This is a genomic window from Sphingomonas sp. 77B, from assembly GCF_056497825.1.
On the sequence record NZ_JBWMBY010000001.1, the window covers coordinates 358,248 to 371,565 of the forward strand.

Below are 13,318 nucleotides of genomic sequence, written 5' to 3' on the forward strand. Positions count from 1 at the left end.
AGATGGTTGAGCCGTGTCTCACTTTGGCCTAACCGAGGGGTATGGCGGTTCCTTCGCATGATTTTCCGCGTGGCTGGGGTCAGGTGGCGGTCGCATGACGGCGACGATCGCGCTGGTCGATGACGACCGGAACATCCTCACCTCGGTATCAATCGCACTCCAGGCAGAAGGCTTCGTCACGCGCGTCTATGCGGATGGCGAGGCGGCGCTGAAGGCGCTGATCGACAATCCGCCCGACCTGGCGATCTTCGACATCAAGATGCCGCGCATGGACGGATTGGAGCTGCTGCGTCGCCTGCGCGAGAAGAGCCAGATCCCGGTCATCTTCCTGACCAGCAAGGATGACGAGCTGGACGAGGCGCTGGGTCTGGCGATGGGCGCGGACGATTACATTGCCAAGCCCTTCTCGCAACGCCTGCTGATCGCCCGTATCCGTGCGATACTTCGGCGGTCGGAATATGTCGGCACGCCGCAGGGTGCGCCCGCCGCCGATGTGCAGGGCCCGCTGACCCGTGGGCAGCTTGCCATGGACCCGGCGCGGCACCGTGTGACGTGGAAGGGTGAGGCGGTCACGCTGACCGTCACGGAGTTCCTGATCCTGGAGACGCTGGCGCAGCGGCCGGGCATCGTGCGCACACGCAACCAGTTGATGGACGCGGCCTATCAAGACGATATCTATGTCGATGACCGCACGATCGACAGCCATATCAAGCGCCTGCGCCGCAAATTTCGTCAGGTAGACCCCGAGTTCGACGCCATCGAGACGCTCTATGGCGCCGGTTACCGATTCTCCGAGGAGTGAAGCCCCCGACCTGGCGTTGCGCTGGTCGGGCCAGATTTCGCTGACCCAGCGGATTCTGGCGCTCAACATCTTTGCGCTGCTGCTGCTGGCGGGTGGGTTCTTCTATCTTGATTCCTACCGCACGCGGCTGCTCGACAATCGCGTCGCGCAGTCTCTGCGGGAGGTGCGGCTGATGGGGGAGGCACTGACCTCGGTACGAAGCGAGGAGCGGGACCCGCTGGTCGTACGGCTGGCGCGTGATACGGGTGCCCGCATCCGGTTGTTCGATGCCCAGGGGCGGGGCGTGGCCGACAGCCGCGACCTCGGTGTCCGCAACGTCGTGCTGCGCGATCCCGACAAGCAGGACTGGGGGCAGGCGATCGCCCGCTTCCTGGATGCCGGGATCGACACCGTCGTCGGTGCCGCCCGTCCGCCGCTTTATCGGGAGCGCCGGGGAGGTGCCGAATGGCCCGATGTCCGCGCGGCCCGCGACGGGCGGGTTTCCGCCTCGGTCTGGCGTGCCCCGGATCGCACGCCGGTCATTACCGCCGCTGCGCCGCTGCCCAGTGGCGGGGCGATCATGGCCACGGAAAATGCGCGCTTCATCACCGAGACGGTGCGTATCGAACGATTCCGACTGAGCGTGCTGCTGGCGCTCGTCGCGCTGATTTCGGTGCTCTTGTCGCTGTTTCTGGCGCGGACCATCGTGCGCCCGTTGCGACGCCTGGCGCGAGCGGCGGTGCGGGTCCGGCTGGGACGCGCGCGGGAAGTGGTGGTGCCGCGCCTTCCCGATCGTCGAGACGAACTGGGGATGCTGGCCCGTGCGCTGTCCGACATGAGCCTGGCACTCCGGGCCAGGATCGACGCGACCGAGGCGTTCGCCGCAGACGTGACGCACGAATTGAAAAACCCGCTCGCCTCGCTTCGTTCCGCCGTCGATACGCTGGAGACGGTTCATGACCCGGACCTGCAGGCGCAATTGCTGGCGATCGTCCGGGACGATGTGCGGCGCCTCGACCGGCTCATCACCGATATCTCGGATGCATCGCGCCTGGATGCGCAGTTGAGCCGCGCGAAGTTCGACCCGGTCGATCTCAATATGCTTCTCAGCGGGCTGATCGCCCAAAGGGAGGCTCGCGGGGTCGAGCGGGGCATCCGCCTCCGTTTCGATTCGACCGAGCCGGGCCCGTCGATGGTGTCCGGCGAAGGTGCGCGGCTGGAGCGTGTGTTTGAGAATTTGATCGATAACGCGCTGTCCTTCTCCCCCGACGAGGCGGTCGTCGCCATCAGCCTGGCGTGCGAACCTTATGATTGGGTGATACGGGTCGAGGATGAGGGGCCGGGTGTACCGGAAGAAGCGCGCGAGGCGATCTTCCGGCGTTTCCATTCGATCCGGCCGAGTTCGGAGAATTTCGGCCGCCATTCGGGGCTGGGTCTGGCTATCGCCCGCACCATTGTCGAGGCGCATCAGGGGCGCATCCATGTCGAGTCGCGCGAGGACCGGATGAGCGGGGCGCGCTTCGTCGTCCGCCTGCCACTGGCAGCGATCGCATGACCGGCGAACTCATCCATGCCACCTGTGTCCTGATCGGCGATGTCGGCGTGATGCTGCGTGGGGCCTCCGGGGCGGGTAAGTCCGATCTGGCGCTTCGGCTGATCGACCGGGGCGCCGTCTTGATCGCGGACGATTATGTCGAAGCGCGGCCGATCGACGACACCCTGCATGTCGCGGTGCCGGAACGGATCGCGGGTCTGATCGAAGTTCGCGGTGTGGGTATCCTGCCTTTTCCGCATCGGTCGGAGGCGATCGTCCGCCTGGTCGTCGACCTTGCCGCCGATCCGGATGTCGAGGAACGCCTGCCTGAACCGCATCAAACGGTGATCGCAGGCGTCACACTTCCTATCTATAGGCTCAACCCCCGTCCGGCATCGGCCCCGATCAAGGTCGAACTGCTGGCGTCGCGCCTTAAGGAATGCCCGTGATGGACCGAAAACGCATATTGCTGGTGACCGGCATGTCGGGAGCCGGGACGTCGACGGCGTTGAAGACGCTGGAGGATTTGGGCTGGGAGGTTGTCGACAACCTGCCGCTATTCCTGCTGAACGGCTTGCTGGAAGCTGCCCCACCCAAGGGCATGGAGGGCAAGAACCGGCCACTGGCGATCAGCATCGGCGTCCGCACCCGCGACTTTGCCCCGGACCAGATCACCCAGAGCATCCGGCGGCTGAACGAGAGCCCCAATCTCGCCATCGAGACGCTGTTCCTGAACTGCGGCGGGGCGGAGCTGAAGCGGCGCTATGCCGAAACGCGCCATCGCCATCCCCTGGCGATGGACCGGGCCGCTGATGACGGCATCGCGCATGAACGCGCGTTGCTGGCGCCGGTTCGGGACATGGCGGATCGGCTGCTCGACACGACCAACATGACCAGCAACGATCTGGGCCATTGGTTGCGTGCCAATTATGCGGTCGATGGTCTGAGCGAGCCGGTGCTGACCGTCATGTCCTTCGGCTTTTCCAAGGGGTTGCCGCGTAACGCCGACCTCGTCTTCGACATGCGCTTCCTGCGCAATCCACACTGGTCGGCCGAGTTGCGCCCCGGCACCGGGCTCGACAAGGGTGTCATCGACTATATCCGGCACGACCCGGCCTATGAGACGGCGGTGAGCCAGATCGAGACGCTGCTCGAGACGCTGGTTCCTCGCTATATCGCCAGCGGGAAATCCTATATCACCATCGCGATCGGCTGTACCGGCGGGAGACATCGGTCGGTCCATGTCGCCGAACGGATCGCGGGACGGTTGCGCCAGAGCGGTTTTTCCCCCACGGTGGTACATCGTGATTTGGGTGCCGTGCCAAAAGACTCACTTGAAGCCAGGCCGGCCAAACAATGATGGATATGCGTGTCTGACATGATCGGTCTGGTTCTGGTGACGCACGGGCGGCTCGCCGATGAGTTCGTGACCGCGATGATACATGTGGTCGGCCCGCAGGAGCGGATCGCGACCATCGCGATCGGACCTGAGGATGACATGGAGGAGCGGCGTGCCGACATCGCTTGCGCCATCGCCACGGTCGATGCCGGGCGCGGTGTCATCGTGCTGACCGACCTGTTCGGCGGCACGCCTTCCAATCTTGCCATCTCGCTGATGGAGCGTGGACGGGTCGAGGTGATCGCGGGTATGAACCTGCCGATGCTGATCCGCCTGGGCTCGGCGCGCAAGTCGATGCAGGTCGTGGACGCCGTCGCCGCCGCGCGAGAGGCGGGACGGAAATATATTTCGGTCGCGTCCGAAGTGCTGGGCGAGGCCGCGGCATGACGGAGCAGGCGCGCACCGTCCTCATCACCAACCGCCGTGGCCTGCATGCGCGCGCCAGTGCCAAGTTCGTGACGCTCGCTTCGACCCAGCCTTGCGAGGTGCGGGTCGCCAAGGACGGCAGCACGGTAACGGGCACCTCGATCATGGGCCTGATGATGCTGGGTGCCGCGATGGGTGATACGATCACGATCAGCGCCGCCGGTGACGGTGCGGGTGAGACCGTCGAGGCCCTGGTCGCGCTGGTGGAAGCGAAGTTCGGCGAAGACTGATGCCCCGCGAAATTACCGCTTATTCCAACCCGCTCATCAAGTGGGCCCGCGATCTGCGCGACAAGCGCCATCGCAAGCAGTCGCGCCAGTTCCTGGCCGAGGGGCTGCGCATCCTGACCGAAGCGCGTGAGACGGGACGGCTGCCGACCCTGCTATTCTATGCCAAGCCCTCGGCGGGCCATCCGCTGGTCCGCGACCTGATCGCGGCGGTCGAGGCGTTCGAAGGCGAGGCGATCGAGACGACACCCGACATTCTTTCGAAGCTGTCGGGCAAGGACAATCCGCAGGCCGTGGTCGGCGTGTTCGAGGAACTGGGCGTCACGCTCGATGAACTCGATCGCAGCACCTCCGGCATCTGGCTGGTCGCCGAGCGTCTTCGCGATCCGGGCAATCTGGGCACCATCCTGCGCACCGCCGACGCGGTCGGGGCAGGGGGGCTGATCCTGGTCGGCGAATGTGTCGATCCCTTCTCGGTCGAGGCGGTGCGCGCGAGCATGGGTGCACTGTTCACGGTGCCGATCGTCCGAACCGAGTGGCAGCCCTTCCTCGACTGGCTGCGGCAGGGGCCCGGCCAGCTGGTCGGGCTCAGCCTCGATACCGATTCGGACTATCGCGCCGCCCGCTATGCCGCGCCGACCTTCCTGCTGACCGGCAACGAGGCGCAAGGCATGCCCGCCGAATATGCGGCGGCCTGCGATACGCTGGTCAAGATCCCGATGCTGGGCAAGGCGGACAGCCTGAACGCGGCGGTGGCGACGGCCGTCATGGCCTATGAGGTGTTGGCGCAGCAGCGCGGCTAAAGGGCCGCGTCGGGTGCGATCGGCTCGACCAACAGCGTCCCGCCATCGACATGCGCGACGCGCAGGCGTGTTCCACCCTCCGCATCAGGCCCGCGCACCGGCCACTCGCCATCGCCCAGCCGGGCGCGGCCTTCGCCCCCGATGATCGGGGTGGTGACGGTAACGATCTGGCCGCGCAGCCGCTTGGCGGGTTCGTTAAGGACAGGAGCGTCGCTCTCGACCGGAAAGTCGCGATACCATCGCCGCCCGATCATCACGCACACCACGCTCCAGACCGCGAAATCGGCCAGTTGCAGTCCGATGGGCAGGTCCGGCAGCGCCCATGTCGTGAGCGCGGTCACACCCGCGGCGATCGCGAGGAAGATCAGGAAGACGCCGGGCACCAGCAACTCGGCGATGCCGAGCGCCAATGCCGCCGCCAGCCAAAGCGCGGCGGGGTCGAGGTCGCCGATCGTCACGACGACGACTGGTCGAACGGCCCCGGCTTGGTGGTGACGCGCGGGGTGGTGGGCTCGCCCTTCTGCGGTGACAGTGCTTCCTTGGCCAGCTCACCGATGCCGCCCAGCGTGCCGATCAACTGGGTCGCCTCAACCGGGAACAGGATCGTCTTGGCATTGGGGCTGGTCGCGAACTTGCCGACCGCTTCGACATATTTCTGCGCGATGAAATAGTTGATCGCCTGCGTGCCGCCCGACTCGATGGCCTCGGACACGACGCGGGTTGCCTTGGCCTCCGCCTCGGCCGCGCGCTCACGGGCTTCGGAGTCGCGATAGGCCGACTCGCGGCGGCCTTCGGCTTCCAGGATACGGGCCTGCTTCTGCCCCTCGGCGCGCAGGATTTCGGACGCGCGCGAACCTTCGGCCTCCAGGATATTGGCGCGCTTCTCGCGCTCCGCCTTCATCTGGCGGGCCATGGCGTTGACGATATCGACCGGCGGGCGGATGTCCTTGATCTCGACACGGGTGATCTTCACACCCCAGGGCGTCGTCGCGTGATCGACCACGTTGAGCAGGCGGGCGTTGATCTCGTCGCGCTTGGACAGGGTTTCGTCGAGATCCATCGAGCCCATGACGGTACGCAAATTGGTCGTCACGAGGTTCAGCAACGCGACATAGAGGTCCGACACCTCATAGGCCGCCTTGGGCGCATCCAGCACCTGAAAGAAGACGACCCCGTCGGTCGAGATCATCGCATTGTCCTTGGTGATGATCTCCTGCCCTGGAATGTCGATCACCTGCTCCATCATGTTCACCTTGCGGCCGACACGATAGAAAAAGGCGGGGTAGAAGTTGAAACCGGGGATGGCCGTGCCGGTGTAGCGGCCGAAATGCTCGATCGTATATTGATAGCCCTGACGGACGATCTTGATCGACATCATCAGATACATCAGCACCAGCAGGACGGCTAGCGCGGCGATAATCAGGCCCATGGATGGCTTCCCCCAAATCGATCCGCCGGTGTTCTAGCATGGCGATGCACCAAGGGCCTAGCGGGAACGGCTTGCTTTGGTTACATGGCCCGCCACTTGTTCCCTCCGCAGGATTTGGCAGCCCCATGGATATCCGCCTCGGCCTCACCTTCGACGACGTGCTCCTCGTGCCCCAGGAGTCCGACGTTCTGCCGAGCACCGCAGACACGCGGACGCAGCTGACCCGCTCGATCGCGCTCAACATTCCCGTCCTGTCGGCGGCGATGGACACCGTGACCGAGGCCGACATGGCGATCGTCATGGCGCAGCTGGGCGGCATGGGCGTGCTCCACCGCAACCTGACCGTCGAGCAGCAGGTCGCGGCCGTGCGCCAGGTCAAGCGGTTCGAGAGCGGCATGGTCGTCAATCCGATCACCATCTCGCCCACCGCCACGCTGGCCGAGGCGCAGGCGCTGATGGCGCGCCACCGGATCAGCGGCATTCCCGTCGTCGAGTTCGACGGTCGCCTGGTCGGCATCCTGACCAACCGCGACGTGCGCTTCGCCGAGAACCCGCAGCAGCCCGTTTCCGAGCTGATGACCCATGAGGATCTGGCGACCGTGAAGGTCGGCGTCGGCCAGGACGAGGCGCGTCGTCTGCTCCATGCCCGTCGGATCGAGAAGCTGCTGGTCGTCGACGACAGCTATCGTTGCGTCGGCCTCATCACGGTCAAGGACATCGAGAAGGCCGTCACCTATCCGTCGGCCACCAAGGATGGCTCGGGTCGCCTGCGTGTCGCGGCTGCTTCGACCGTTGGTGAAAAGGGCTTCGAGCGCACGCGCGCCTTGATCGAGGCCGAAGTCGACTGCGTCATCATCGACACCGCGCACGGCCATAACCGCGACGTCGCGCGCGCGGTCGAGGCGGCGAAGAAGCTGTCCGATACGGTGCAGGTGATCGCGGGCAACGTCGCGACCGCCGCTGCCACCCGTGCGCTGATCGATGCGGGGGCGGATGCGGTGAAGGTCGGTATCGGGCCGGGCTCGATCTGCACCACCCGCGTGGTCGCGGGCGTGGGCGTGCCGCAGCTGACCGCCGTCATGGACTGCGCCGAGGAAGGCTGGAAGTCGGGCGTGCCGGTCATCGCCGATGGTGGCCTGCGCACGTCGGGCGACCTCGCCAAAGCGCTGGCGGCGGGGGCGGGTGCCTGCATGGTCGGCTCGCTGCTCGCGGGAACCGAGGAAGCCCCGGGCGAAACCTTCCTGTATCAGGGGCGCGCCTATAAATCGTATCGCGGCATGGGCTCGGTCGGCGCGATGGGACGCGGTTCGGCGGATCGCTATTTCCAGGGCGACATCAAGGATCAAATGAAGCTGGTGCCCGAGGGTATCGAGGGTCAGGTCGCCTACAAGGGCCCGGCGCGCGACGTCATCCACCAGCTGGTCGGCGGCATCAAGGCTGCGATGGGCTATACCGGCTCGGCCACGCTCGAGGCGCTGCGCGAGCGGGCGCAGTTCGTCCAGATCACCGGCGCGGGGCTGAAGGAAAGCCATGTCCACGACGTGACGATCACGCGGGAGGCTCCCAATTACCCGACTCGCTAAGCTGGTGGAGCGCTTCGCGTGACCCCCGGTGCCCGCACGCAGGCGGCGATCGAGTTGCTGGACCAGATCGTCGCCGCGGCCGCCAGTGCCGGTGCGGCGGCTGACACGCTGATCGCCCGCTATTTCGCCACGCGCCGTTACGCCGGGTCCAAGGACCGGCGCGCGGTGCGGGAGCTGGTCTACGCTGCCATCCGGCATGCGGGGCCGGTCCCCTCGTCCGGGCGGGCGGCGATGCTGGCCGTGGCGGACCAAGACCCGGCCATCGCGGCGACCTTCGACGGATCGGCCCATGGTCCGGCGCCGATCGCCACCGACGAACCGCGCGCCGAGGCAGGCGTTGCGCCGGCGTGGCTGGCCGAGGCGCTGACCGCCTCGGGGTTGGACACGGCCCAGCAGTCGGCACTGGTCGAGCGCGCACCGCTCGATGTCCGGATCAACAGCCTTGCGACGACGCGGGCAGCGGTGTTGGAGCAGTGGCCGAACGCCGATCCCGCGCCCCACGCACCATTGGGCATACGCCTGCCCAACGGCACGCCGGTCGAGCAGTCCGAGCTGTACCGCGCGGGACTGGTCGAGGTGCAGGATGAGGGCAGCCAACTGGTCGGCGACGCCCTGGCGGCCAAACCCGGCGAATGGCTGGTCGATCTCTGCGCCGGGGCAGGCGGCAAGACGCTTCAGCTTGCGGCGGCGATGGAAAATCAGGGCGCGCTGCTTGCTTGCGATATCGATCGGGCGCGGCTGCAACGTCTTGCCCCGCGCGCGGAGCGGGCCGGTGCTACGATCATCGAGAGCCGGTTGCTCAATCCCGGTCAGGAAACCGAAATGCTTTCCGACTGGGCAGCGAAGGCGGACGGAGTCCTCATCGACGCGCCGTGTTCGGGCACCGGCACCTGGCGACGCAATCCCGAGGCGCGCTGGCGTCTGACCCCGGAGCGGCTGACCCGGCTGACCGCGATGCAGGTGCAGGTGCTGGAGATCGGGGCGAGGTTGGTCAAACCCGGCGGTCGGCTGGTCTATATCGTCTGTTCGCTGCTTGATGCGGAAGGGGCGGAGCAGGTGGCAGCTTTCCTGTCACGGCATTCGGGTTGGTCGGTCGAGCCAAGCGGGCCGGCGATCGCTACGCCACACGGCTCGGGCCGCCGACTCGATCCGGCGACCCACGGCACCGACGGCTTTTTTGTCGCCTGCCTCCGGGCGCCATGCTAGCATCGGCCCCAGTGCCACGTCCGGAGTATCTCATGCGTTTGTCGTCCCTGGCCGCCGCCGCCGCACTGGCGGTGGTTTCGCTTTCCACTTCGCTCAGCGGCCAGCGTCCGGACAGCCAGATCGATGCCCGCTCGATGCAGTTGCTGGAACAGGCGCGGGGGCTGAAGGCCGCCGGTAATCTCGACGGCGCAACGGACGTCCTGGAAACCTCGGTCGCGGTCGACCCACGCAACCGGGCGGCCTTTATCCTGCTCGCCGAAGTGGCCGACGCGCGGGGCCTGCCGGGCAAGGCGATCCGCCTGTACCGTGAGGCGCTGTTGCTAGACCCCAATGACACCCGCGCGTTGCGTGGTCAGGGCGAGGCGCTGGTCCAGCGTGGGGCGGTGGCCCGTGCCAAGGACAATCTGGCCAAGATCAAGACGCTCTGCAAAAGCGACTGCGCCGATGCGACCGCACTGGCGGCGCAGATCGCCAAGGGGCCACCCGCGACGGTGACGACGGCGCAGGTCGACAGCAAGGCGGCAGCGAAGCCGTAAAGCTCCTCCCCGGTATGGGGAGGTGGCAGGCCGTAAGGCCTGACGGAGGGGGGCTTCCAAACAGGACTCCCGCATGGGGAAAGCCCCCTCCACCATGCTTCGCATGGTCCCCCTCCCCGTGCCGGGAAGGATTAATCACCCCAATGCGCGGGCGAGCGCGACGAACTCGTCCACCGACAGCGTTTCGGCCCGACGGGCGGGATCGATGCCGATCGCTTCCATCGCCTCGACTGCGCCAGCCACCGGCTTCAGGCTCTGGCGCAGCATCTTGCGACGCTGGCCGAACGCGGCGGCCGTCAGGCGCTCCAGCGTCCGGAAGCTGACCCCTTCGGGGGCGGGCTTGGGCGTGATGTGGACGACCGCCGACATGACCTTTGGCGGCGGGGTGAAGGCTGAGCGATGGACCGGCATCGCGATCCGCGATTCGCTGCGCCACTGGGTCAGCACGGCCAGGCGTCCATAGGAGGACTGATCGGGCGCCGCGACGATCCGTTCCGCCACTTCCTTCTGGAACATCAGCGTGCAGGATTGCCACCAGGGCAACCAGGCGCCGGACAGCCAGCCGACAAGCAGCGGCGTGCCGACATTATAGGGCAGGTTGGAGACGATGTGCGGCTTGGTATCGAACAGCTCGGGCGCGTTGATGCGCAGGGCGTCACCCTCGATGACCTTCAATCGGCCGGGAAAGGCTTCGGCCAGTTCGGCGAGTGCCGGGATACAGCGCCGGTCGCGCTCAATCGCGGTCACGCGCGCCCCCGCCATCAGAAGGGCACGGGTCAGGCCGCCGGGGCCGGGGCCGATTTCCAAAACTTCTTGATCGGTCAGATCGCCGGGGATGGCGGCGATGCGTGCCAGCAGCTGGCCGTCGAACAGGAAATTCTGCCCGAGCGACTTGGCGGCGGACAGGCCGTGGCGCGCAATGACATCGCGCAACGGCGGAAGCGGCGTGACGGGATCCATGTCAGGCGACGGCTTCGGCACGGCGCCGCGCGGCATCGCCCGCCATCGCGATGGCCGCGATCATCGCGCCCGGATGTGCGCAATCCTGCCCCGCCAGACCGAAGGCGGTGCCGTGATCGGGAGAGGTCCGCACGATGGGCAAGCCCAATGTGATGTTCACGCCCTCATCGAAATGCAGCGTCTTGATCGGCACGAGCGCCTGGTCGTGATAGCAGCACAGCGCCGCGTCATAGCGGGCACGCGCGCGCGGGTGGAACAGCGTGTCGGCTGCGAAAGGACCAGACGCGTCGATCCCTTCGGCACGAAGTTGCGCGATAGCGGGCTCGATAAAGTCGATCTCTTCCCGTCCGATCGCGCCGCTTTCGCCTGCATGGGGGTTCAGCCCGGCAAAGACGAGCCGGGGTTCGCGGATGCCGAAATTCTTGCACAGACCGCGCGCAGTGGCTCGGCCCTTGGCGACGATCAGCTCGACCGAAAGCAGGCTCGACACGGCCGCCAGCGGGACATGGGTGGTGATCGGCACGACCCGTAGGGACGGCCCCGCCAGCATCATCACTGCATTCTCGCCCGCCACGCCGCAGCGTTCCGCCACGAACTCAGTCTGGCCGGGATGGGTGAAGCCGATATCGTAGAGCTGGGCCTTGCTGACCGGCCCCGTCACGAGCGCGCTTGCAGCATCCGATCGGACGAGCCCGACGGCCAGCTCCAGTGCGTGGAGCGCGCACCGCGCGCCCTCGACATCGGGCTGGCCGGGGCGGATTTCGCCCGCATCATCGACCGACAGGATCGGCAGCGCCTCGTCGAACGACGCCACGGCCGCCGCCATATCCGATACGCGGACGGTCGGCCCATTCCACACCCGCGCGATCGCACGGGAGTCGCCCACCGCGAGGAAGGGCGGAAGCCCCGCCTCATGGCGAGCGGCCCAGGCCTTGGCGATGATCTCCGGCCCGATCCCGGCCGGGTCGCCCATCGAGATCGCGAGCGGCCGGATCATCTTAACGATATTCGATGACCGCATCGCGACGAAGGTCGCGCATCTTCTGGTTGGCGCGCAGGTTGACCCGCTGCTGTTCGACCTGGTTCTGAATCTGGTCGTTGGTCGGCAGATTGCCCGAACGCGGTTCCTCGCGGTCGCACAGCACCAGCGAGCGGACGCCCTGTTCGGGCGAGCCGAAGGGCGGGGTCGCCTGACCGATCTGCAGCTTCAGCAGGATTTCCTGCAGCGGGGCGGGCAGCTGGCGGATCGTCACCTGATCGTTGTCGACGACATCGGCCTTCATCGCCGTGGCAACACGCTGTACGTCGCCGCAGCCGCGAATGGTCTGGATCTGTTTGGCGAACTCCGCGGCACGGGTGCTGGCCTGCGCCTGCGTCGTGCCCGCCGGGAACTTCACCGTCAGCTGCTTGAGCGATAGCCGCGAGTCGCGCGGATCGGCGGTCAGTACCTGGCGCTTGTCGGTCAGGTACAGGATCGAGAAGCCACCCGGAATCTGGATCGGCCCGGCAACCTGGCCGACCTGCATCTGGCCCACGGCGGCTTGAAGCTCGGGCGGCAGCTGCGCGGCACGCACCCAGCCCAGATCGCCGTTCACCGCGCGGGTCGAGGCCTCTGAGAAGCTGCGGGCGAAATATTCGAAGGGCTGCTGGCCTTTCTGGATTTCGCCGATGATCTGGCGGGCGTTGTTGAATACCTGCTGCCCGGTCGCCTCGTTCGCCGAGAGGAAAATCTCCTTGAGATTATATTCCTCAGTGCCCTTGGCGGCTTCCAGACGAGCGCGGATCGCGTTCACTTCCTCGTCGCCGACATTGACGAAGGGCTCAACCCGCTTGCGCAGATAGCGGCTCCAGGCGATTTCGCCCTCGATCTGGCGACGCATCGACTTTTCGGACGAGCCGACCTGCCGCAGGAAGGTGTTCATCTCGGCGGGCGTCTTGCCGAACTGCTTGGAGAAGCGGGCATAGGCCTGGTTGATCTCGTCCGGCGTGACGGTGACCTCGGCGGTCTTCGCCTCCTGGATCTGCAACGTCTCGTCGATCAGCTGACGCAGGATCTGCATGCGCAGACGGTCGCGATCCTCGGCCGACAGGTTGGTGACGTTGTTCAGCGCCATGGCCAGCGCCATGCGCTGATCGATGTCGGTCTGGGTCAGCACCGTGTCGTTGACGATGGCGGTCGGCTTGCGGACATTGGGGTCCAGCTTGCCGAACAGCTGCATGTTGGACGGGATATTCAGCCCGCCCGTGTCCGGCACGGCCTGATCCGGAACGGTCTGCGCCAGCGCGCCGGTCGCGACTGCGACCAGCATCAGCGTTGCGCCCGCGCGGATGCCGCGGCCCTTGGTACGAATGTCGTGCTTCACCGTGTCTGTGATCCTCATCGCGCCTGATGGGGCGCGTAACCGTCGCGATATGGGTCGACCATGCTGAATAC

15 protein-coding genes are annotated in these 13,318 nt (G+C 66.5%); 10 read left to right on the top strand and 5 right to left on the bottom strand.

Going from position 1 to position 13,318, the window contains the following annotated elements:
* Nucleotides 1-94 precede the first annotated feature (94 nt).
* From AC1GI4_RS01675 to AC1GI4_RS01705, 7 genes are read left to right on the top strand one after another with little or no spacing between them, the layout of a single operon-like run.
* Nucleotides 95-802, top strand: coding sequence for a response regulator transcription factor (locus AC1GI4_RS01675; protein ID WP_058744233.1), 708 nt, complete (start codon nucleotides 95-97; stop codon nucleotides 800-802).
* The gene (locus AC1GI4_RS01680; RefSeq protein ID WP_479628316.1) at nucleotides 771-2,336 is read left to right on the top strand and encodes a sensor histidine kinase; all 1,566 of its coding nucleotides are present in this window, start codon (nucleotides 771-773) and stop codon (nucleotides 2,334-2,336) included. The genes AC1GI4_RS01675 and AC1GI4_RS01680 overlap by 32 nt, the downstream gene beginning before the upstream one ends.
* A complete protein-coding gene (locus AC1GI4_RS01685) occupies nucleotides 2,333-2,764 on the top strand; it encodes an HPr kinase/phosphorylase (protein WP_294271398.1) in 432 nt (143 codons plus the stop codon). Before AC1GI4_RS01680 ends, AC1GI4_RS01685 begins: the two co-directional genes overlap by 4 nt.
* Nucleotides 2,764-3,675 carry an RNase adapter RapZ gene (gene rapZ, locus AC1GI4_RS01690; RefSeq protein ID WP_294271396.1) on the top strand — a complete coding sequence of 304 codons (912 nt, stop codon included), beginning with the start codon at nucleotides 2,764-2,766 and terminating at the stop codon, nucleotides 3,673-3,675. Before AC1GI4_RS01685 ends, rapZ begins: the two co-directional genes overlap by 1 nt.
* A gap of 18 nt (nucleotides 3,676-3,693) precedes the next feature.
* On the top strand, nucleotides 3,694-4,101 hold the full coding sequence (locus AC1GI4_RS01695; RefSeq protein WP_479630327.1) for a PTS sugar transporter subunit IIA: 408 nt from the start codon (nucleotides 3,694-3,696) through the stop codon (nucleotides 4,099-4,101).
* Entirely contained in the window at nucleotides 4,098-4,370 is a 273-nt protein-coding gene (locus AC1GI4_RS01700; RefSeq protein WP_479628317.1) for an HPr family phosphocarrier protein, read from the top strand. Before AC1GI4_RS01695 ends, AC1GI4_RS01700 begins: the two co-directional genes overlap by 4 nt.
* The gene (locus tag AC1GI4_RS01705) at nucleotides 4,370-5,170 is read left to right on the top strand and encodes a TrmH family RNA methyltransferase (RefSeq protein WP_479628318.1); all 801 of its coding nucleotides are present in this window, start codon (nucleotides 4,370-4,372) and stop codon (nucleotides 5,168-5,170) included. The genes AC1GI4_RS01700 and AC1GI4_RS01705 overlap by 1 nt, the downstream gene beginning before the upstream one ends.
* Here AC1GI4_RS01705 and AC1GI4_RS01710 read toward each other — a convergent pair.
* Nucleotides 5,167-5,628: an NfeD family protein gene (locus AC1GI4_RS01710; protein WP_479628319.1), complete on the bottom strand. Its 462-nt coding sequence runs from the start codon at nucleotides 5,626-5,628 to the stop codon at nucleotides 5,167-5,169. The genes AC1GI4_RS01705 and AC1GI4_RS01710 overlap by 4 nt on opposite strands.
* The gene (locus AC1GI4_RS01715; protein ID WP_294272609.1) at nucleotides 5,625-6,599 is read right to left on the bottom strand and encodes an SPFH domain-containing protein; all 975 of its coding nucleotides are present in this window, start codon (nucleotides 6,597-6,599) and stop codon (nucleotides 5,625-5,627) included. The genes AC1GI4_RS01710 and AC1GI4_RS01715 overlap by 4 nt, the downstream gene beginning before the upstream one ends.
* A 125-nt stretch (nucleotides 6,600-6,724) precedes the next feature.
* Between AC1GI4_RS01715 and guaB the strand changes: the two genes are divergently transcribed.
* The 3 genes from guaB to AC1GI4_RS01730 are packed head-to-tail and all read left to right on the top strand — an operon-like array spanning nucleotide 6,725 to nucleotide 9,924.
* Nucleotides 6,725-8,182, top strand: a complete 1,458-nt coding sequence (guaB, locus tag AC1GI4_RS01720) for an IMP dehydrogenase (RefSeq protein WP_479628320.1) — start codon at nucleotides 6,725-6,727, stop codon at nucleotides 8,180-8,182.
* An 18-nt stretch (nucleotides 8,183-8,200) separates the two neighbouring features.
* On the top strand, nucleotides 8,201-9,388 hold the full coding sequence (locus AC1GI4_RS01725) for an RsmB/NOP family class I SAM-dependent RNA methyltransferase (protein ID WP_433910568.1): 1,188 nt from the start codon (nucleotides 8,201-8,203) through the stop codon (nucleotides 9,386-9,388).
* A gap of 32 nt (nucleotides 9,389-9,420) precedes the next feature.
* Nucleotides 9,421-9,924 carry a tetratricopeptide repeat protein gene (locus AC1GI4_RS01730; RefSeq protein ID WP_294272283.1) on the top strand — a complete coding sequence of 168 codons (504 nt, stop codon included), beginning with the start codon at nucleotides 9,421-9,423 and terminating at the stop codon, nucleotides 9,922-9,924.
* 135 nt (nucleotides 9,925-10,059) lie between these two features.
* Here AC1GI4_RS01730 and rsmA read toward each other — a convergent pair whose 3' ends face one another.
* Genes rsmA through AC1GI4_RS01745 form a run of 3 tightly spaced genes read right to left on the bottom strand, consistent with a single transcriptional unit; the run spans nucleotide 10,060 to nucleotide 13,265 of the window.
* Nucleotides 10,060-10,884 carry a 16S rRNA (adenine(1518)-N(6)/adenine(1519)-N(6))-dimethyltransferase RsmA gene (gene rsmA / locus AC1GI4_RS01735; RefSeq protein WP_294272287.1) on the bottom strand — a complete coding sequence of 275 codons (825 nt, stop codon included), beginning with the start codon at nucleotides 10,882-10,884 and terminating at the stop codon, nucleotides 10,060-10,062.
* A gap of 1 nt (nucleotide 10,885) precedes the next feature.
* Entirely contained in the window at nucleotides 10,886-11,881 is a 996-nt protein-coding gene (gene pdxA / locus AC1GI4_RS01740) for a 4-hydroxythreonine-4-phosphate dehydrogenase PdxA (protein WP_479628321.1), read from the bottom strand.
* A 1-nt stretch (nucleotide 11,882) separates the two neighbouring features.
* Entirely contained in the window at nucleotides 11,883-13,265 is a 1,383-nt protein-coding gene (locus tag AC1GI4_RS01745) for a peptidylprolyl isomerase (protein ID WP_433910571.1), read from the bottom strand.
* Nucleotides 13,266-13,318 lie beyond the last annotated feature (53 nt).